This window comes from Pseudomonas tumuqii, from assembly GCF_013184545.1.
GTDB lineage: Bacteria > Pseudomonadota > Gammaproteobacteria > Pseudomonadales > Pseudomonadaceae > Aquipseudomonas > Aquipseudomonas tumuqii.
The window spans coordinates 160462-178269 of sequence record NZ_JAAOJA010000005.1 but is presented as its reverse complement, the minus strand read 5'-3'; the positions used below and the strand labels follow the sequence as shown (position 1 = coordinate 178269).

Here is a 17808-nt window from a genome sequence, read left to right as displayed (position 1 = left end):
GCTTCACTCCCGGTGGTCGTGGTCTGGGTGATACGACCATGTTCCACGTGGAACATGGCAACGGGCGTATCCGTGCGCCAGCCTTCCCTCAACAATTCATGGTCTACACAGGTGATGAACACCTGGCAGTGCAAGTCTTCCAACAAACGACACAAGGCGCGGCGATGCTGCTCATCCAGTTCTGACGGCAAGTCATCCACCAGATAAATGCATTGCCCGCGCTTGGCCTGATTAACCAAATGGCCCTGGGCAATACGCAGGGCACAAATAACCAGCTTCTGCTGGCCTCGCGACAATATCTCCGCGGCACTATGGGCAGCCAGACGCAATCTGAGATCCGCGCGCTGGGGACCGGCCTGGGTATGACCTATTTGCTGATCGCGGAGAAGGGAGGTGGCCAGCACTTCATTCAGCTCACGCTCCTTGTCCCAGCCGCGGTAGTAACTGAGGGTCAAGCCTTCCAGCTCCAACAGTTCGCCCAGCGTGCGTTCGAACACCGGTTTCAAGGCCTTGATATAGGCTCTTCGGTAGCCATCGATCTCGTCGCTGGCCAGGCATAGCTCGCGGTCCCAGGCCGCCTGCGAAGCGGCATCAAGTGTACCATGCCGCAGCCACGAGTTCCGCTGCCGCAGGGCCTTCTGCAGGCGCTGCCAGGCCGGCATAAAGCGAGGTTCCACGTGGAACACTCCCCAATCGAGAAACTGCCGACGAACCTTGGGTGCACCTTCGAGGAGGCGGAAACTGTCCGGGTTGATCAACTGCAGTGGCAGCGCTTCAGCCAACTGGGCAGCACTGCGCGCATTCTGCCCATCGATGCGAATCTGCAACTCGCCCTGACGATCACGGGAAATCCCCAGACTGCTTTGCCGGCCATCGGCCAGTTGCACTTCACCGAAAACCGTACAGGCCAGCTGCTCGTACTGAATCATCGGCAGTAGTCGTGTGCTGCGAAATGAGCGGGCCAAACCAAGCAGATGAACGGCTTCCAGCAAACTGGTTTTGCCGCTGCCATTGGCACCGTGGAGAATATTGATACGCGGGGAGGGGGAGAGGGTCACCGGGTGCAAGTTGCGCACCGCGGTGACCATGACGCGGGTGAGGGACATTTAGCAGTTACAGGCGCATGGGCATAACGACATAGGCGGAATCGTCGTTATCGGCCTCCTGCACCAGAGCACTGCTATTGGAGTCGGACAAAATCAGGCGCACCTGATCAGTCGTCATCACACCCAAGACATCGAGCAGGTAGCTGACATTGAAACCGATCTCCAACTGATTGCCGTTGTAGTCCACGGCGATCTCTTCTTCGGCCTCTTCCTGCTCCGGGTTGTTGGCCTGAATTTTCAGCAGACCGCTAGCCAGTTGCAAACGAATACCGCGGTACTTTTCGTTGGAGAGAATGGCAGTGCGGCTGAACGCTTCACGCAGGCCTTGGCGATCGGCGACCACCAGTTTGTCGCCACCGCGCGGCAGCACTCGCTCGTAATCCGGGAACTTGCCGTCGACCAGTTTTGAGGTGAAGGTGAACTCCCCGGTGGTCGCACGAATATGATGCTGGCCCAGGATGATGCTGACGTTGGCATCCTGCTCGGTCAGCAGACGTGCCAACTCGAGAATGCCTTTGCGCGGCACTATCACCTGATGCCGTTCGGTTTGTTCGATCTCGGCTGCCATCGAACACATGGCCAGTCGATGACCGTCGGTGGCGACTGCGCGCAGAATCCCGGTCTGCACTTCCAGCAACATGCCATTGAGGTAATAGCGCACGTCTTGTTGCGCCATGGCGAAGCTGGTGCGCTCGATCAGGCGGCGCAGCCTGCTTTGGCTCAGGCTGAGGGTCAACGAACCCGGGCCTTCCTCGACCGTGGGGAAGTCATTGGCCGGCAGGGTCGACAGGGAGAAACGGCTACGTCCGGCCTTGACCAGCAGCTTCTGATCGTCGACGCGGATGTCAATCAACGCATCATTCGGCAGGCTTTTGCAGATATCCATCAGCTTGCGCGCCGGCACGGTGATCTCACCGGGTTCGGCCGGTTCATCCAGGCTTACGCGGCCGACCAACTCGACTTCGAGATCGGTGCCGGTCAGCGACAGTTGCTGGCCTTCGACCACCAGCAGCACATTGGACAGCACCGGCAAGGTCTGGCGGCGTTCCACGACGCCGGCGACCAGTTGCAGTGGTTTCAACAAGGCTTCGCGTTGAATAGTGAAATGCATGGTCTAGTCCCTTGCCTAGTGGAGTGGCGTATTCAAGTGGTCAACGTACGCAGCAGATTCTTATAATCCTCGCGGATGTCCGCGTCGGATTCCTTCAGTTCAGCAATCTTACGGCAAGCATGCAATACCGTGGTGTGATCGCGGCCGCCGAAGGCATCGCCAATTTCCGGCAGGCTGTGGTTGGTCAACTCCTTCGACAGCGCCATCGCCACTTGCCGTGGTCTTGCCACCGAGCGTGAACGGCGCTTGGAGAGCAGGTCGGAGATCTTGATCTTGTAGTATTCGGCGGTAGTGCGCTGGATATTGTCGATGCTGACCAGCTTGTCTTGCAGCGCCAACAGATCCTTCAGCGATTCACGGATCAACTCGATGGTGATGTCACGGCCCATGAAGTGCGAATGGGCAATCACCCGCTTGAGCGCACCTTCCAGCTCACGCACGTTGGAACGGATGCGCTGGGCAATGAAGAACGCCGCGTCGTGGGGCAGATCGACTTTGGCCTGATCGGCCTTCTTCATCAGGATCGCCACCCGGGTTTCCAACTCGGGCGGTTCGACCGCCACCGTCAGGCCCCAACCGAAGCGCGACTTCAGGCGCTCTTCCAGGCCTTCGATTTCCTTCGGGTAGCGGTCGCTGGTCAGGATTACCTGCTGACCACCTTCAAGCAGTGCGTTGAAGGTGTGGAAGAACTCCTCCTGGGAGCGTTCCTTCTTGGCGAAAAACTGGATGTCGTCGATCAACAAGGCATCCACCGAACGGTAGAAACGCTTGAACTCGTTGATCGCATTCAGCTGCAGCGCCTTGACCATGTCGGCAACGAAGCGCTCCGAATGCAGGTACACCACCTTGGCATTCGGGTTCTTCTGCAGCAGATGGTTGCCCACCGCATGCATCAGGTGAGTCTTGCCCAGGCCCACGCCACCATAGAGGAACAGCGGGTTGTAACCATGCTTGGGATTGTCCGCCACCTGCCAGGCTGCCGCGCGGGCCAGCTGGTTGGACTTGCCCTCGACGAAATTGTCGAAGGTGAAGGTACGGTTCAGGTAGCTGGTGTGCTTGAGCCCGCCTTCCACTTGTACCGTGCGCTCTGTGCGCGCAGGAGCGGTCTGGCTGGCGGCCCCTGCCATTGGATCAAAACTGGATCGCGATGGCTCTGACAGCGCCGGGGCGGCCTTGGGCGCTGCTACTGGCGTGCTGGTCACGGCTGGAGCAGGCGCGGCAGCCATGCGCGGAGCACTGCTGCGTTTGCTGCCTATTAATAAGGATAATGCCGGCACCATGCCGTTGGTGCGTTCGGCGAGCAATTCCAGCAGCCGCGTCAGGTACTTTTCATTGACCCAGTCGAGCACGAAACGATTCGGCGCATAGACGCGAAGCTCGTCGCCTGCGGCTTCGACCTGCAGCGGTCGGATCCAGGTATTGAATTGCTGGGCAGGCAGTTCATCGCGCAGAAGCTCTACGCACTGCTGCCAAAGTTCAACGGACACGGATAACCCCTAAATAGGAAAGCGGCGAGGCAAAAAACAGCCGCCATTGTAGCCGCCGAAGACCGAGTTATCCACACGTAACGAGCGCTCTGGTGAGATACCCGGTGTCAGCCATGGGCCTTACCACTGGTCGATAACTGTATATTCAACTCTGTGGATAACCCCGCTTGAGCCCAGCGGATAAGCCTGGGCATAAGTGCTGCACAAACCTGGCTGTGGATAACATGGCATTCCATCCCCAGCTTATCCGCCGTCTTCACACAGCCGCAGCACCTGTTCCGGACAGACTTACCCTGCCGCCAAAGCTTCATGGATAAAGGGCTTGAGGCACTTATGCACAGGCAGGACGCTGGCTAATAGTAGTTAACATTACAGAAAAGCTTTAAATATTCTCTTCTCTATATTCTTTATTAACGAATAATGCTGGTTGGAAATTGACCTGACCCTCGTGATTCTCTAGAATCGCCGGTCTCTTAAAACGGGGGCCATTCCGGCCCGTAGTCGACCATCCAGGTAACACGCCATGAAACGCACTTTCCAACCCAGCACTATCAAACGCGCTCGCACCCACGGTTTCCGTGCTCGTATGGCCACCAAGAACGGCCGTGCTGTCCTGTCGCGTCGCCGCGCCAAGGGCCGTAAGCGTCTCGCCGTCTAAATTTCGGTATTGTGGTGAGTCGAGACTTCAGTCGGGAAAAGCGTCTGCTAACCCCCCGACAATTCAAGGCAGTCTTCGACTCCCCTAGCGGCAAAGTTCCGGGCAAAAATGTCCTGCTGCTGGCGCGCAACAACGAGCTGGATCACCCCCGCCTGGGTTTGGTGATCGGCAAGAAGAGCGTCAAGCTCTCGGTTGAGCGCAATCGCCTGAAACGCCAGATCCGCGAATCGTTCCGCCTCAACCAGGACAGCCTGGTCGGTTGGGACATCGTAGTGGTTGCGCGCAAAGGCCTGGGCGATCTGCAGAATGCCGAACTGGCTCACCAGTTCGGCAAGCTCTGGAAACGCCTGGCACGCAACAAGCCACGCCCGGAAACTTCTACCCCTATCGGGATAAACGACAGTCCCCATGCGTAAACTGGCCTTGGTTCCAATCCAGTTCTACCGCTACGCCATCAGTCCTTTGATGGCCAGCCACTGTCGTTTCTATCCAAGCTGCTCCTGCTACGCGCATGAAGCCATCGAACAACATGGCCTCATGCGTGGTGGCTGGCTGGCACTGCGCCGGCTTGGCCGCTGTCACCCGTGGAATCCCGGTGGCTACGACCCGGTTCCCCCCGCGAAAACCTCCCGTTCCTCTTCGATGGCCGAATAATCATGGATATTCAACGCTCGATCCTGATCGTCGCCCTGGCAATCGTGTCCTATATGATGGTTCTCCAGTGGAACCAGGACTACGGCCAAGCTGCCCTGCCGACTCAGACTGCAGCAGTCAGCAGTACCGTTCCGAGCTTGCCGGATACCACTGTCAGCGCAAAAACTGCCAACGGTGACGACATACCGACCGCAGCTCCTGCCGCCGATTCAGGCTCTATCAGCGTTGCCCCGGTGGCCGTCAGTGACCAACTGATTCGAGTGAAAACCGACGTCCTGGATCTGGCCATCGATCCCCGTGGCGGCGATGTAGTGGAACTGCGTTTGCCGCAGTACCCACGTCGGCAGGACCACCCGGACGTGCCTTTCCAGTTGTTCGATAACGGCAGCGAGCGCACCTATCTGGCGCAAAGCGGCTTGATCGGTAGCAACGCGCCGGACAAATCCAGCGGTCGTGCACTGTGGAGCAGCGACCAGCAGAGTTACGCATTGGCTGAAGGCCAGGACCAACTGCAGGTAGACCTCAAGCTCAGCGAAGACGGCGTCAATTACATCAAGCGCTTCACCTTCAAGCGCGGCCTGAATCCCGAGTGCTCGGCCAAGGAACAACAGCTGAAGAAGCCGGGATGCGTAGATCCCGCGTCTTACCAGATGACTGTCAGCTACCTGATCGATAACCAGAGTGGCAAAGCGTGGAGCGGCAATATGTTCGCCCAGCTCAAGCGCGATGGCAGTGACGATCCTTCCTCGACCACTGCCACTGGCACCGCGACCTACTTGGGCGGCGCGCTCTGGACCGCCGACGAGCCGTACAAGAAAGTGTCGATGAAAGATATCGACAAGCAAGTCTTCAAAGAAACCGTCGAAGGAGGCTGGGTTGCCTGGCTGCAGCACTATTTTGTCACTGCCTGGATTCCTGAAAAGGGTAGCGCCAACCAGGTCCAGACCCGCAAGGATAGCCAAGGCAATTACATTGTCGGCTTTACCGGCCCGGCCGTTCAGGTTGCTCCCGGCGCCCAAGGCGAAATCAGTGCCATTCTGTATGCCGGCCCGAAACTTCAGGGTCACCTGAAAACCCTATCCCCCGGCCTGGAATTGACCGTCGACTACGGCATTCTGTGGTTCCTCGCCCAGCCGATCTTCTGGTTGCTGGAACATATCCACAGCATCCTGGGCAACTGGGGCTGGTCGATCATCGTCCTGACCATCATCATCAAACTGATCTTCTTCCCATTGTCTGCCGCCAGCTACAAGTCGATGGCGCGCATGCGTGCCGTAGCGCCGAAACTGGCACTGTTGAAAGAACAGCACGGTGACGATCGGCAGAAGATGTCCCAGGCGATGATGGAGCTGTACAAGAAAGAGAAGATCAACCCCCTGGGTGGTTGCCTGCCGATTCTGGTACAGATGCCGGTGTTTCTCGCGCTCTACTGGACCCTGCTGGAAAGCGTGGAGATGCGCCAGGCCCCCTGGATGTTCTGGATTACCGACCTGGCGATCAAGGATCCGTTCTTCATCCTGCCGATCATCATGGGCGCCACCATGTTCATCCAGCAGCAGCTCAACCCGACGCCGCCGGATCCGATGCAGGCCAAGGTGCTGAAGCTGATGCCGATCATCTTCACCTTCTTCTTCCTCTGGTTCCCGGCCGGTCTGGTGCTGTACTGGGTGGTCAACAACGTCTTGTCGATCGCCCAGCAGTGGTACATTACCCGCAAGATCGAAGCGGCGACCAAGGCGGCTGCGGCCTGATCAGTCGGAGCAGCTAAGCTCTCGCAAGCCGTTACCCAAGACGCCCCCATCGTGGGGCGTCTTGCTATCCAGCGTTTGGAGTCCAGCATGTCAACAGTCCGTGAAACCATTGCCGCCGTCGCCACCGCCCAGGGCCGTGGTGGTGTCGGCATCGTGCGGGTCTCGGGTCCCCTGGCCGGGCAACTGGCCCTGGCGATTTGCCAGCGCCAACTGAAACCCCGCTATGCCCATTACGGTCCCTTCTTCGCCGATGCCGAACAGGTGCTGGATGAGGGCCTGGCCCTGTACTTTACCGGCCCCAACTCCTTTACCGGCGAAGACGTGCTGGAACTGCAAGGCCACGGCGGCCCGGTGGTGCTCGATTTGCTCCTGCGCCGCTGCCTGCAACTCGGTGCGCGCCAGGCCCGCCCCGGCGAGTTCAGCGAACGTGCGTTTCTCAACGACAAACTCGACCTGGCCCAGGCCGAGGCAATTGCCGACCTGATCGAGGCCAGCTCCGCACAGGCGGCGCGTAATGCCCTGCGCTCGCTGCAAGGCGAATTCTCGCGGCGCGTGCATGGCCTGACCGAACGCCTGATCAGCCTGCGGATCTACGTCGAGGCGGCCATCGACTTCCCCGAGGAAGAAATCGACTTCCTCGCCGATGGCCATGTACTCAACCTGCTCGAGGGCGTGCGCACGGACCTTTCCGGCGTGCTGCGCGAAGCCGGACAAGGCGCACTGCTGCGCGATGGCATGACGGTGGTGATCGCCGGTCGGCCGAATGCCGGTAAATCCAGTTTGCTCAATGCCCTGGCCGGGCGTGAAGCCGCCATCGTCACCGAGATCGCCGGGACCACCCGCGACGTGCTGCGCGAACATATCCACATCGATGGCATGCCATTGCATGTGGTGGATACCGCCGGCTTGCGCAGCACTGAAGACCAGGTGGAAAAGATCGGCGTCGAGCGTGCGCTGCAAGCCATTGGCGAAGCCGACCGCATACTCCTGGTGGTCGACGCCACCGCGCCCGAAGCCGACGACCCGTTCTCGCTATGGCCGGAGTTTCTCGATCAGCGCCCCGCTCCGGGCAAGGTCACCCTGATCCGCAACAAGGCCGACCTGTCGGGCGAAGCCATTGCCCTGGAAGTCGGCAGCGACGGTCATGTGACCATCAGCCTCTCGGCCAGATCCAGCGAGGGTCTGGAGCTGCTGCGTGAACACCTGAAAGCCTGCATGGGCTATGAACAGACTGCCGAGAGCAGCTTCAGTGCCCGCAGGCGCCATCTGGAGGCGTTGCGCCTGGCCGCCACCCATCTCGACCACGGTCACGCGCAGCTGACCCTGGCAGGGGCCGGTGAGCTGCTCGCCGAAGACCTGCGCCTGGCGCAACAGTCTCTGGGCGAGATCACCGGGGCGTTCAGCTCCGACGACCTGCTCGGGCGGATATTCTCCAGCTTCTGTATCGGCAAGTAGGTCTCCGCCAGACTGTCTCGCTCCCCCCTTTCTGTAGATCCTATGTTTATGCACAAGCCTCGCAGGGCTTAGAAATCGTAGGAGCGGCGGGGGCGCCTAGCCCATGCCCGCGATGCTTTTTGCCGTCCCGTCCCGGATAAAATCCGGTGAAACCTAGCGTCTATAAAATTGCTCCCGGATTGCATCCGGGCTACCCCCCCATGGTCGCTAAGCGCTGCCGTGCTGGATTGCTACAAGCCGTTCTTGGAGCAGACCGTACTCCTTCATATTGTTGATGGGTTACGCCGCATCCGACCTCCTTTCTAATCCACTATTTCCTTCCTGCGCTAACCCCCCACTGCCTACCGAGCCCCTGAAAACTCTCTTTCTGTCATTCCGGCAGGCATCCGCCTGGGCGAAATATGTGCGACCACCCACTTTTTTACCCACCTAAGCCCTGTGGAAAACCGCCCCTGAGCCCAGTCCATAACCCGGTGATAAAACTGAGGATAAACGCCCCTGTGGATAACCATCACTTTCATCCACAGGCTGTCTACGGCTAGCGAACAGGCTGACGGCAGGATCAGCACAGCCTTTTGAAACGCTACAAGCCACGTGAACATTGGGCTGTAGCCATCTATCCACAGAAAAGCGCTGCATACTTAATAAACATAAAAACAAAGATCTATATAAATTCATTCTTTTATTCTTTATTAACCGTCAGCTCTGGAATGACCAAGGCAGGCTGGCTATTTTTTGTGCAAAAGGCTTCTTTCACACGGGCTAAATCCCTATACTTCCCGGCTTTCCAGCTTTTCAAAGCCAAAAGCCCCCCATTTCTCAACAGGCACGAGGTGCGTGGTGGATTTCCCTTCCCGTTTTCAGGTGATCGTGATCGGCGGTGGTCATGCCGGCACCGAAGCTGCTTTGGCAGCGGCACGCATGGGGGTAAAAACCCTGCTGCTGACCCACAACGTGGAAACCCTCGGCCAGATGAGCTGCAATCCGGCCATCGGCGGGATCGGCAAGAGCCACCTGGTCAAGGAAATCGATGCCCTGGGCGGCGCCATGGCAACGGCCACCGACAAGGGCGGCATCCAATTCCGCGTGCTCAACAGCCGCAAGGGCCCAGCCGTGCGCGCCACTCGCGCCCAGGCCGATCGGGTGCTGTACAAGGCGGCCATTCGCGAAACCCTGGAGAACCAGGCCAACCTGTGGATATTTCAGCAGGCCGCCGATGACCTGATCGTCGAGAACGATGAAGTCAAAGGCGTGGTCACCCAGATGGGCCTGCGCCTGTTCGCCGATTCGGTGGTCCTGACCACCGGCACCTTCCTCGGCGGACTTATCCACATCGGCATGCAGAACTATTCCGGCGGCCGCGCCGGCGATCCGCCGTCGATCGCCCTGGCCCAGCGCCTGCGCGAATTGCCGCTGCGCGTCGGTCGCCTGAAGACCGGCACACCACCGCGCATCGATGGCCGTTCGGTGGATTTTTCCGTGATGACCGAGCAACCGGGCGATACGCCGATTCCGCTGATGTCGTTCCTCGGCAGTCGGGAGCAGCATCCACGCCAGGTCAGTTGCTGGATCACCCACACCAATGCCCGGACCCACGAGATCATCGCCGCCAACCTCGATCGTTCGCCGATGTACTCCGGGGTGATCGAAGGCGTTGGCCCGCGTTACTGCCCGTCGATCGAAGACAAGATCCACCGTTTTGCCGACAAGGACAGCCATCAGGTATTTATCGAGCCTGAAGGCCTGACTACCCACGAGCTGTATCCCAATGGCATTTCCACTTCCCTGCCGTTCGACGTGCAGTTGCAGGTTGTGCGCTCCATTCGCGGCATGGAAAACGCCCATATCGTGCGGCCGGGCTACGCCATCGAGTACGACTACTTCGATCCGCGTGATCTGAAATACAGCCTGGAAACCAAGGTCATCGCCGGTTTGTTCTTCGCCGGCCAGATCAACGGCACCACCGGTTACGAAGAAGCCGGTGCCCAGGGTCTGCTCGCCGGTGCCAATGCGGCGTTGCGCGCCCAGGGCAAGGACAGCTGGTGTCCGCGTCGCGACGAGGCCTACATCGGCGTGCTGGTCGACGACCTGATCACCCTGGGCACCCAGGAGCCGTACCGCATGTTCACTTCGCGGGCCGAATACCGCCTGATCCTGCGCGAAGACAACGCCGACCTGCGCCTGACCGAAAAAGGCCGCGAGCTGGGCCTGGTCGATGACGTGCGCTGGGCCGCGTTCGCGACCAAGCGTGAAGCCATCGCCCTGGAAGAACAGCGCCTGAAAAGTACCTGGGTCCGCCCCGGCACACCCCAGGGCGAGGCGATTGCTGCGCGCTTCGGCACCCCGCTGACCCACGAGTACAACCTGCTCAACCTGTTGTCGCGCCCGGAGATCGACTACCTCGGCCTGGTCGAACTGACCGGCGCGGGAGCAGAAGACCCGCAGGTCGCCGAGCAGGTCGAGATCAAGACCAAGTACGCCGGCTACATCGACCGCCAACAGGATGAAATCGCCCGGCTGCGCGCCAGCGAAGACACCCAGTTGCCCGCGGATATCGATTACAACGGGATCTCCGGCCTGTCCAAGGAAATCCAGCACAAGCTCGGCAACACCCGTCCGCAGACCCTCGGTCAGGCCTCGCGGATTCCAGGGGTCACCCCGGCGGCGATTTCCCTGCTGCTGATCCACCTGAAAAAACGCGGAGCTGGTCGCCAGCTGGAGCAAAGCGCCTGATGTCTGTGGTAACCAGCAAGCACGCCGAAGAACTGGCGCAAGGCGCCCTCGAACTGGGTGTCGAGGTATCGCCCAAGCAACAACAGCAGCTGCTCGCCTACCTGGCGCTGCTGATCAAGTGGAACAAGGCCTACAACCTCACCGCGGTGCGTGATCCCGACGAAATGGTCTCGCGCCACCTGCTCGACAGCCTGAGTGTGCAACCCTTCGTCCTCGGTGCTGGGGACAACTGGCTGGACGTCGGCAGTGGCGGTGGCATGCCGGGCATCCCCCTGGCTATCCTGTTCCCCGAGCGGCGCTTCACTCTGCTCGACTCCAACGGCAAGAAGACCCGCTTCCTGACCCAGGTGAAGCTGGAACTGAAACTGGCCAACCTGGAAGTTATCCACAGCCGGGTCGAAGCCTTCAAGCCTGAGCAGGCATTCAGCGGCATTGTTTCCCGCGCCTTCAGCAGCCTGGAAGATTTTGCCAACTGGACCCGCCATCTCGGCGACGGCCAGAGCCAATGGCTGGCCATGAAAGGCGTGCATCCGGACGACGAACTGCAAGCCCTGCCGGCCGACTTCCGCCTGGCAGCCACCCATGTGCTCAAGGTTCCCGGTTGCCAAGGTCAGCGTCATCTGCTGATACTGCGTCGCTCGGTCTAAGGGGAACGCAACATGGCTAAAGTATTCGCAATCGCCAACCAGAAAGGCGGCGTGGGCAAGACCACCACCTGCATCAATCTGGCGGCCTCGCTGGTTGCGACCAAGCGCCGCGTGCTGCTGATCGACCTCGATCCCCAGGGCAACGCGACCATGGGCAGCGGTGTGGATAAGCATGCCCTGGAACATTCGATCTACGACGTGCTGATCGGCGAATGCAACCTGGTCGAGGCCATGCAGTACTCCGAGCACGGCGGTTACCAGCTGCTGCCCGCCAACCGTGACCTGACCGCCGCGGAAGTCGGCCTGCTGGAAATGAAAATGAAGGAGAGTCGCCTGCGTAACGCCTTGGCGCCGATCCGCGAGAACTACGACTACATCCTCATCGACTGCCCACCGGCGCTGTCGATGCTCACGGTCAATGCCCTGGTCGCCGCCGATGGGGTGATCATCCCCATGCAATGCGAGTATTTCGCCCTGGAAGGCTTGAGCGACCTGGTCAACAGCATCCAGCGCATCGCCCAGATGCTCAATCCTTCGCTGAAGATCGAAGGCCTGCTGCGCACCATGTACGACCCGCGCATCAGCCTGACCAACGATGTTTCGGCGCAGCTCAAGCAGCATTTCCCCGACACGCTGTACCAAACCGTTATTCCGCGCAACATCCGCCTGGCCGAGGCCCCCAGCTACGGCATGCCGGCGCTGGTATACGACAAGCAATCCCGCGGCGCCATCGCCTACCTGGCCTTGGCTGGCGAGCTGGTTCGCCGTCAGCGCGCCAGCGCCCACACCGCAACCGCATAAGGAATTCCGCATGGCCGCCAAGAAACGAGGGCTGGGACGAGGCTTGGACGCCCTGCTGGGTGGTACCACCGTCACTGCTCTGCAGGAAGAAGCCGCCCAGGCCGATAGCCGAGAGCTGCAATACGTGCCCCTGGATCTGATCCAGCGCGGCAAATACCAACCGCGGCGCGACATGGATGCCACTGCACTGGACGAACTGGCCCAGTCGATCAAGGCCCAGGGCGTGCTGCAGCCGATCGTGGTGCGGCCGATTGGCCAGGGCCGTTTCGAGATCGTTGCCGGCGAGCGGCGCTGGCGTGCCTGCCAGCAGGCTGGCCTGGAGAAGATCCCGGCGATGGTGCGCGAACTGCCCGACGAGGCGGCGATCGCCATGGCGCTGATCGAGAACATCCAGCGCGAAGACCTCAATCCGATCGACGAGGCCGTGGCCCTGCAACGGCTGCAGCAGGAATTCCAGCTGACCCAGCAACAGGTGGCCGAAGCCGTGGGCAAATCCCGCGTGACCATCAGCAACCTGCTGCGCCTGATCGGCCTGCCGGACGAGATCAAGACCCTGCTGTCCCATGGCGACCTGGAGATGGGCCACGCTCGTGCCCTGCTTGGTCTGCCGGCGGAACAACAGGTCGAAGGGGCGCGACACGTTGTCGCACGAGGGCTGACCGTACGGCAAACCGAGGCCCTGGTACGCCAGTGGTTGAACGGCAAACCCAAGGTCGAAGCAGCGGCCAAAAGCGACCCGGACATCAGTCGCCTGGAACAGCGCCTGGCCGAGCGCCTGGGCTCTCCGGTGCAGATCAAGCACGGGCAAAAGGGCAAAGGCCAACTGGTGATTCGCTACAACTCGCTGGATGAATTGCAGGGCGTCCTGGCCCACATTCGCTGAAACAATTGACCGTGTAGCGGCTTCACGGAAATCACTACCTGGCAGTTGAACCGGGGGGTATACGCCCCTATACTTTGCGCGCTTTTGTCGGCACGAAATATGCCAAGTCGTTGATTTGAGGCGGCCGACGCCGTAAGGACCGTGACGATGGATGTTCGCACGCCAAATCGCCTGCCCTTTCATCGTTTAGCGGTGTTTCCGGTCTTGCTGACCCAGCTGGCTGTACTACTGTTAGCGGCTGCGGTGCTGTACGCCACACGCGGAGCAGTAAGTGGTTATTCGGGATTGTGTGGCGGGCTGATTGCCTGGTTGCCGAATCTGTACTTTGCCCACAAGGCGTTCCGTTTCAGTGGAGCGCGGGCCGCCCAAGCGATAGTCCGGTCTTTTTATGCCGGTGAAGCGGGCAAACTGATTTTGACGGCAGTGCTGTTCGCACTGACCTTTGCAGGCGTGAAGCCATTGGATGCGCTGGCGGTATTCGGCGTATTCCTGCTGACCCAATTGGTCAACTGGTTCGCGCCCTTGCTAATGAAAACAAGATTTTTAAGACCTTAGCGCTCGAGGGATATATGGCAGCAGCAGAAACCGCTTCGGGTTATATCCAGCATCACTTGACCAACCTGACCTACGGTCAGCACCCGGTCAACGGCTGGAGCTTTGCCCACAACGTCAGGGAAGCTCAAGAAATGGGCTTCTGGGCATTCCATGTCGATACCCTGTTGGTGTCGGTGGTGCTCGGCCTGATCTTCATTCTGTTGTTCCGCGCCGCAGCCAAGCGCGCCACTTCCGGGCAACCGGGTGGTCTGCAGAATTTCGTCGAAGTACTGGTCGAGTTCGTCGATGGCAGTGTCAAAGACACCTTCCATGGTCGCAACGCGCTGATCGCACCGCTGGGTCTGACCATCTTCGTCTGGGTCTTCCTGATGAACTTCATGGATCTGATCCCGGTGGATTGGCTGCCGCTGCTGGCTGCAACCCTCGTCGGCGATCCGCACCTGTACTTCCGCGTGGTGCCGACCACCGATCCAAACGCAACCCTGGGCCTGGCCCTGTCGGTGTTTGCCCTGATCCTCTACTACAGCATCAAGGTCAAAGGTATCGGCGGTTTCATTGGTGAGCTGACCCTGCACCCGTTCGGCAGCAAGAACATCCTGATCCAGGCCCTGTTCGTGCCGGTCAACTTGCTGCTCGAGTTGGTGACCCTGGTCGCCAAGCCGATTTCCCTGGCTCTGCGTCTGTTCGGCAACCTCTACGCCGGCGAACTGATCTTCATTCTTATCGCAGTCATGTTCAGTGGCGGTTTGCTGCTGGGCGGTCTGGGTATCGTCTTGCAGTGGGCGTGGGCCGTCTTCCACATCCTGATCATCGTGCTGCAAGCGTTCATCTTCATGATGCTGACCATCGTCTACCTGTCGATGGCGCACGAAGACAACCACTAAGCGCGCGACGCGCATCCTGATGCCCTTCCCCGACGGGGAAACGGCAGATCAGGCTGCGCTCTGCTCAAGGTGGACGCCCGCAAGGGCAACACAGGCAATGATTTAGCTTTACCGCTTTACCTTAGAAAACCTTAAACCAATACGACATAAAAGTCGGGAGGAAAGATGGAAACTGTAGTTGGTCTGACCGCGATCGCTGTAGCACTGCTGATTGGCCTGGGTGCCCTGGGTACCGCCATTGGTTTCGGCCTGCTGGGCGGTAAGTTCCTGGAAGGCGCTGCGCGTCAACCGGAAATGGTTCCGATGCTGCAAGTCAAGATGTTCATCGTCGCCGGTCTGCTCGACGCCGTGACCATGATCGGCGTTGGTATCGCACTGTTCTTCACCTTCGCGAACCCCTTCGTTGGTCAAATTGCAGGCTAATCACTCGAGTATTCGAGTGGATTGGTTTGACGGACAACGAACGAGCGAGGTGTTGGCGTGAACATTAATGCAACCCTGATTGGCCAGTCCGTTGCCTTCTTCATCTTCGTGCTGTTCTGCATGAAGTTCGTATGGCCTCCGGTCATTACGGCTTTGCAGGATCGTCAAAAGAAGATTGCAGATGGACTGGACGCTGCCAGCCGTGCGGCTCGTGACCTGGAGTTGGCCCATGAAAAAGTGGCTCAACAACTGCGCGACGCCAAAGGCCAAGCAGCCGAAATCATTGAGCAAGCCAAGAAACGTGGAACCCAGATCGTCGACGAAGCCCGTGAACAGGCCCGTGTCGAAGCTGACCGCGTGAAGGCTCAGGCTCAGGCCGAGATCGAACAGGAACTGAACAGCGTCAAAGACATGCTGCGCGCCCAATTGGGTAGCCTGGCCGTCAGCGGTGCCGAGAAGATCCTGGGCGCATCCATCGACCAAAACGCGCATGCGGAGCTGGTTTCCAAACTGGCAGCCGAAATTTAAGCGAGGGCGCGATCATGGCAGAACTGACCACGCTGGCCCGACCTTACGCCAAGGCTGCTTTCGAGTATGCCCAGGCCCACCAGCAACTGGCCTCTTGGTCAGCCATGCTTGGCCTGGCCGCTGAGGTGTCGCAAGACGACACCATCCAGCGCATGCTCACGGCTCCGCGTCTGACGAGTACAGATAAGTCCACCACCTTCAGCGAGGTGTGTGGTGACAAGTTCGACGCCCAGGTACGCAATTTCATCCATATCGTCGCCGAAAATGATCGTCTGGCCCTGTTGCCGGAGATCGCCGATCTGTTCGAGCTGTATAAAGCCGAACAGGAAAAATCGGTCGACGTGGATGTCACCAGTGCCTTCGCATTGAGCGATGAACAGCAAGACAAACTCGCCAAGGTTCTCAGTGCACGGCTCGGCCGGGAAGTGCGCCTGCATGCTACGGAGGATGCCAGCCTGATAGGTGGTGTCGTGATCCGCGCCGGCGACCTGGTAATCGATGGCTCAGTTCGCGGCAAGATCGCGAAGCTGGCCGAAGCATTGAAATCTTGAGTTTGAAGGGGCAGCAGAGCTATGCAGCAACTCAATCCTTCCGAAATAAGTGAAATCATCAAGGGGCGTATCGAGAAACTCGATGTCGCCTCGCAAGCCCGTAACGAAGGCACAGTCGTCAGCGTGTCCGACGGTATCGTGCGGATCCATGGTCTGGCCGACGTAATGTACGGCGAAATGATCGAGTTCCCGGGTGCCGTCTACGGCATGGCGATGAACCTCGAGCGCGACTCTGTCGGCGCCGTGGTTCTCGGTGCCTATCAGTCGTTGGCTGAAGGCATGAGCGCCAAGTGCACCGGCCGCATCCTCGAAGTACCGGTAGGTCCGGAACTGCTGGGTCGCGTGGTCGATGCCCTGGGTAACCCGGTTGACGGTAAAGGCCCTCTGAACAACGTCCTCAGTGACGCGGTTGAGAAGGTTGCACCGGGCGTGATCTGGCGTAAGTCGGTCGACCAGCCGGTGCAAACCGGTTACAAGGCCGTCGACGCCATGATCCCGGTTGGCCGTGGCCAGCGCGAACTGATCATTGGCGACCGTCAGATCGGTAAAACCGCTCTGGCGATCGATGCCATCATCAACCAGAAGAACAGCGGCATTAAGTGCGTCTACGTGGCAATCGGTCAGAAGCAATCGACCATCGCCAACGTAGTACGCAAGCTGGAAGAAAACGGTGCCCTGGCTAACACCATCATCGTTGCCGCCAGTGCTTCCGAATCCGCTGCGCTGCAATTCATCGCACCGTACTCCGGTTGCACCATGGGCGAGTACTTCCGCGACCGCGGCGAAGACGCGCTGATCGTCTATGACGATCTGTCCAAGCAAGCAGTGGCGTACCGCCAGATTTCCCTGCTGCTGCGCCGTCCGCCAGGCCGTGAAGCCTACCCGGGCGACGTGTTCTATCTCCACAGCCGTCTGCTGGAGCGCGCCTCGCGTGTTTCCGAAGAGTATGTCGAGAAGTTCACCAATGGTGCCGTGACTGGCAAGACCGGTTCCCTGACCGCTCTGCCGATCATCGAAACCCAGGCTGGCGACGTTTCCGCGTTCGTTCCGACCAACGTGATCTCGATCACCGACGGTCAGATCTTCCTGGAATCGGCCATGTTCAACTCCGGCATCCGTCCGGCAGTGAACGCCGGTGTCTCGGTTTCCCGCGTAGGTGGTGCCGCTCAGACCAAGATCATCAAGAAGCTTTCCGGTGGTATCCGTACCGCTCTGGCTCAGTACCGTGAACTGGCGGCTTTCGCCCAGTTCGCCTCCGACCTGGACGAAGCCACCCGCAAGCAGCTCGAGCATGGTCAGCGCGTTACCGAGCTGATGAAGCAGAAGCAATACGCGCCGATGTCCATCGCCGACATGTCGCTGTCCCTGTACTCGGCCGAGCGTGGCTACCTGCAGGACATCGAAATCGCAAAAATCGGCAGCTTCGAACAAGCTCTGATTGCTTACTTCAACCGCGATCACGCCGACTTGATGGCGAAGATCAACGTGAAGGGTGACTTCAATGACGAAATCGACGCTGGCCTGAAAGCCGGTATCGAGAAGTTCAAGGCCACCCAAACCTGGTAAGCCGCAGCGGAGGTC

Annotated in this window: 17 protein-coding genes and 1 pseudogene; 15 read left to right on the top strand and 3 right to left on the bottom strand. The window is 59.5% G+C overall.

Going from position 1 to position 17808, the window contains the following annotated elements; all coding sequences use genetic code 11:
- Window positions 1–3: 3 nt before the first annotated feature.
- The 3 genes and pseudogenes from recF to dnaA form a co-directional block, all read right to left on the bottom strand.
- Window positions 4–1106: pseudogene (recF, locus tag G9C89_RS11720) on the bottom strand (DNA replication/repair protein RecF).
- A 7-nt stretch (window positions 1107–1113) separates the two neighbouring features.
- On the bottom strand, window positions 1114–2217 hold the full coding sequence (dnaN, locus tag G9C89_RS11715; protein WP_172148066.1) for a DNA polymerase III subunit beta: 1104 nt from the start codon (window positions 2215–2217) through the stop codon (window positions 1114–1116).
- Window positions 2218–2249: 32 nt separating this feature from the next.
- A complete protein-coding gene (gene dnaA, locus G9C89_RS11710; RefSeq protein ID WP_172148065.1) occupies window positions 2250–3704 on the bottom strand; it encodes a chromosomal replication initiator protein DnaA in 1455 nt (484 codons plus the stop codon).
- 523 nt (window positions 3705–4227) lie between these two features.
- Here dnaA and rpmH point away from each other — a divergent pair.
- The 15 genes from rpmH to atpA all read left to right on the top strand — a co-directional run bounded on the left by rpmH (window position 4228) and on the right by atpA (window position 17793).
- Window positions 4228–4362 carry a 50S ribosomal protein L34 gene (gene rpmH / locus G9C89_RS11705; protein WP_002551315.1) on the top strand — a complete coding sequence of 45 codons (135 nt, stop codon included), beginning with the start codon at window positions 4228–4230 and terminating at the stop codon, window positions 4360–4362.
- 14 nt (window positions 4363–4376) lie between these two features.
- On the top strand, window positions 4377–4778 hold the full coding sequence (gene rnpA, locus G9C89_RS11700) for a ribonuclease P protein component (protein ID WP_172148064.1): 402 nt from the start codon (window positions 4377–4379) through the stop codon (window positions 4776–4778).
- On the top strand, window positions 4771–5016 hold the full coding sequence (gene yidD, locus G9C89_RS11695; RefSeq protein ID WP_172148063.1) for a membrane protein insertion efficiency factor YidD: 246 nt from the start codon (window positions 4771–4773) through the stop codon (window positions 5014–5016). The genes rnpA and yidD overlap by 8 nt, the downstream gene beginning before the upstream one ends.
- Window positions 5017–5018: 2 nt before the next feature.
- Window positions 5019–6767 (top strand): membrane protein insertase YidC, encoded by a 1749-nt coding sequence (gene yidC / locus G9C89_RS11690; protein WP_172148062.1) that lies wholly within the window; start codon window positions 5019–5021, stop codon window positions 6765–6767.
- Window positions 6768–6854: 87 nt separating this feature from the next.
- Window positions 6855–8222, top strand: coding sequence for a tRNA uridine-5-carboxymethylaminomethyl(34) synthesis GTPase MnmE (gene mnmE, locus G9C89_RS11685; protein ID WP_172148061.1), 1368 nt, complete (start codon window positions 6855–6857; stop codon window positions 8220–8222).
- 840 nt (window positions 8223–9062) lie between these two features.
- On the top strand, window positions 9063–10955 hold the full coding sequence (mnmG, locus tag G9C89_RS11680; protein ID WP_172148060.1) for a tRNA uridine-5-carboxymethylaminomethyl(34) synthesis enzyme MnmG: 1893 nt from the start codon (window positions 9063–9065) through the stop codon (window positions 10953–10955).
- The gene (rsmG, locus tag G9C89_RS11675; protein ID WP_172148059.1) at window positions 10955–11602 is read left to right on the top strand and encodes a 16S rRNA (guanine(527)-N(7))-methyltransferase RsmG; all 648 of its coding nucleotides are present in this window, start codon (window positions 10955–10957) and stop codon (window positions 11600–11602) included. Before mnmG ends, rsmG begins: the two co-directional genes overlap by 1 nt.
- A 12-nt stretch (window positions 11603–11614) precedes the next feature.
- A complete protein-coding gene (locus tag G9C89_RS11670; RefSeq protein ID WP_172148058.1) occupies window positions 11615–12403 on the top strand; it encodes a ParA family protein in 789 nt (262 codons plus the stop codon).
- A gap of 10 nt (window positions 12404–12413) precedes the next feature.
- A complete protein-coding gene (locus G9C89_RS11665) occupies window positions 12414–13286 on the top strand; it encodes a ParB/RepB/Spo0J family partition protein (RefSeq protein ID WP_172148057.1) in 873 nt (290 codons plus the stop codon).
- A gap of 147 nt (window positions 13287–13433) precedes the next feature.
- Window positions 13434–13841: a F0F1 ATP synthase subunit I gene (locus G9C89_RS11660; protein ID WP_172148056.1), complete on the top strand. Its 408-nt coding sequence runs from the start codon at window positions 13434–13436 to the stop codon at window positions 13839–13841.
- Between the two features lie 14 nt (window positions 13842–13855).
- Window positions 13856–14725: a F0F1 ATP synthase subunit A gene (atpB, locus tag G9C89_RS11655; RefSeq protein WP_172148055.1), complete on the top strand. Its 870-nt coding sequence runs from the start codon at window positions 13856–13858 to the stop codon at window positions 14723–14725.
- 165 nt (window positions 14726–14890) lie between these two features.
- Window positions 14891–15148, top strand: coding sequence for a F0F1 ATP synthase subunit C (gene atpE, locus G9C89_RS11650; RefSeq protein ID WP_003097235.1), 258 nt, complete (start codon window positions 14891–14893; stop codon window positions 15146–15148).
- Window positions 15149–15205: 57 nt separating this feature from the next.
- Entirely contained in the window at window positions 15206–15676 is a 471-nt protein-coding gene (locus tag G9C89_RS11645) for a F0F1 ATP synthase subunit B (RefSeq protein WP_172148054.1), read from the top strand.
- A 14-nt stretch (window positions 15677–15690) separates the two neighbouring features.
- On the top strand, window positions 15691–16227 hold the full coding sequence (locus tag G9C89_RS11640; RefSeq protein WP_172148053.1) for a F0F1 ATP synthase subunit delta: 537 nt from the start codon (window positions 15691–15693) through the stop codon (window positions 16225–16227).
- Between the two features lie 21 nt (window positions 16228–16248).
- Window positions 16249–17793 carry a F0F1 ATP synthase subunit alpha gene (gene atpA / locus G9C89_RS11635; RefSeq protein ID WP_172148052.1) on the top strand — a complete coding sequence of 515 codons (1545 nt, stop codon included), beginning with the start codon at window positions 16249–16251 and terminating at the stop codon, window positions 17791–17793.
- Window positions 17794–17808 lie beyond the last annotated feature (15 nt).

Bases quoted from the DNA above. Each gene is read 5' to 3' on its own strand.
- dnaN (WP_172148066.1), bottom strand. From the start codon at position 2,217: ATGCATTTCACTATTCAACGCGAAGCCTTGTTGAAACCACTGCAACTG.
- rpmH (WP_002551315.1), top strand. From the start codon at position 4,228: ATGAAACGCACTTTCCAACCCAGCACTATCAAACGCGCTCGCACCCAC.
- yidD (WP_172148063.1), top strand. From the start codon at position 4,771: ATGCGTAAACTGGCCTTGGTTCCAATCCAGTTCTACCGCTACGCCATC.
- yidC (WP_172148062.1), top strand. From the start codon at position 5,019: ATGGATATTCAACGCTCGATCCTGATCGTCGCCCTGGCAATCGTGTCC.
- mnmE (WP_172148061.1), top strand. From the start codon at position 6,855: ATGTCAACAGTCCGTGAAACCATTGCCGCCGTCGCCACCGCCCAGGGC.
- rsmG (WP_172148059.1), top strand. From the start codon at position 10,955: ATGTCTGTGGTAACCAGCAAGCACGCCGAAGAACTGGCGCAAGGCGCC.
- G9C89_RS11670 (WP_172148058.1), top strand. From the start codon at position 11,615: ATGGCTAAAGTATTCGCAATCGCCAACCAGAAAGGCGGCGTGGGCAAG.
- G9C89_RS11665 (WP_172148057.1), top strand. From the start codon at position 12,414: ATGGCCGCCAAGAAACGAGGGCTGGGACGAGGCTTGGACGCCCTGCTG.
- G9C89_RS11660 (WP_172148056.1), top strand. From the start codon at position 13,434: ATGGATGTTCGCACGCCAAATCGCCTGCCCTTTCATCGTTTAGCGGTG.
- atpB (WP_172148055.1), top strand. From the start codon at position 13,856: ATGGCAGCAGCAGAAACCGCTTCGGGTTATATCCAGCATCACTTGACC.
- atpE (WP_003097235.1), top strand. From the start codon at position 14,891: ATGGAAACTGTAGTTGGTCTGACCGCGATCGCTGTAGCACTGCTGATT.
- G9C89_RS11640 (WP_172148053.1), top strand. From the start codon at position 15,691: ATGGCAGAACTGACCACGCTGGCCCGACCTTACGCCAAGGCTGCTTTC.
- atpA (WP_172148052.1), top strand. From the start codon at position 16,249: ATGCAGCAACTCAATCCTTCCGAAATAAGTGAAATCATCAAGGGGCGT.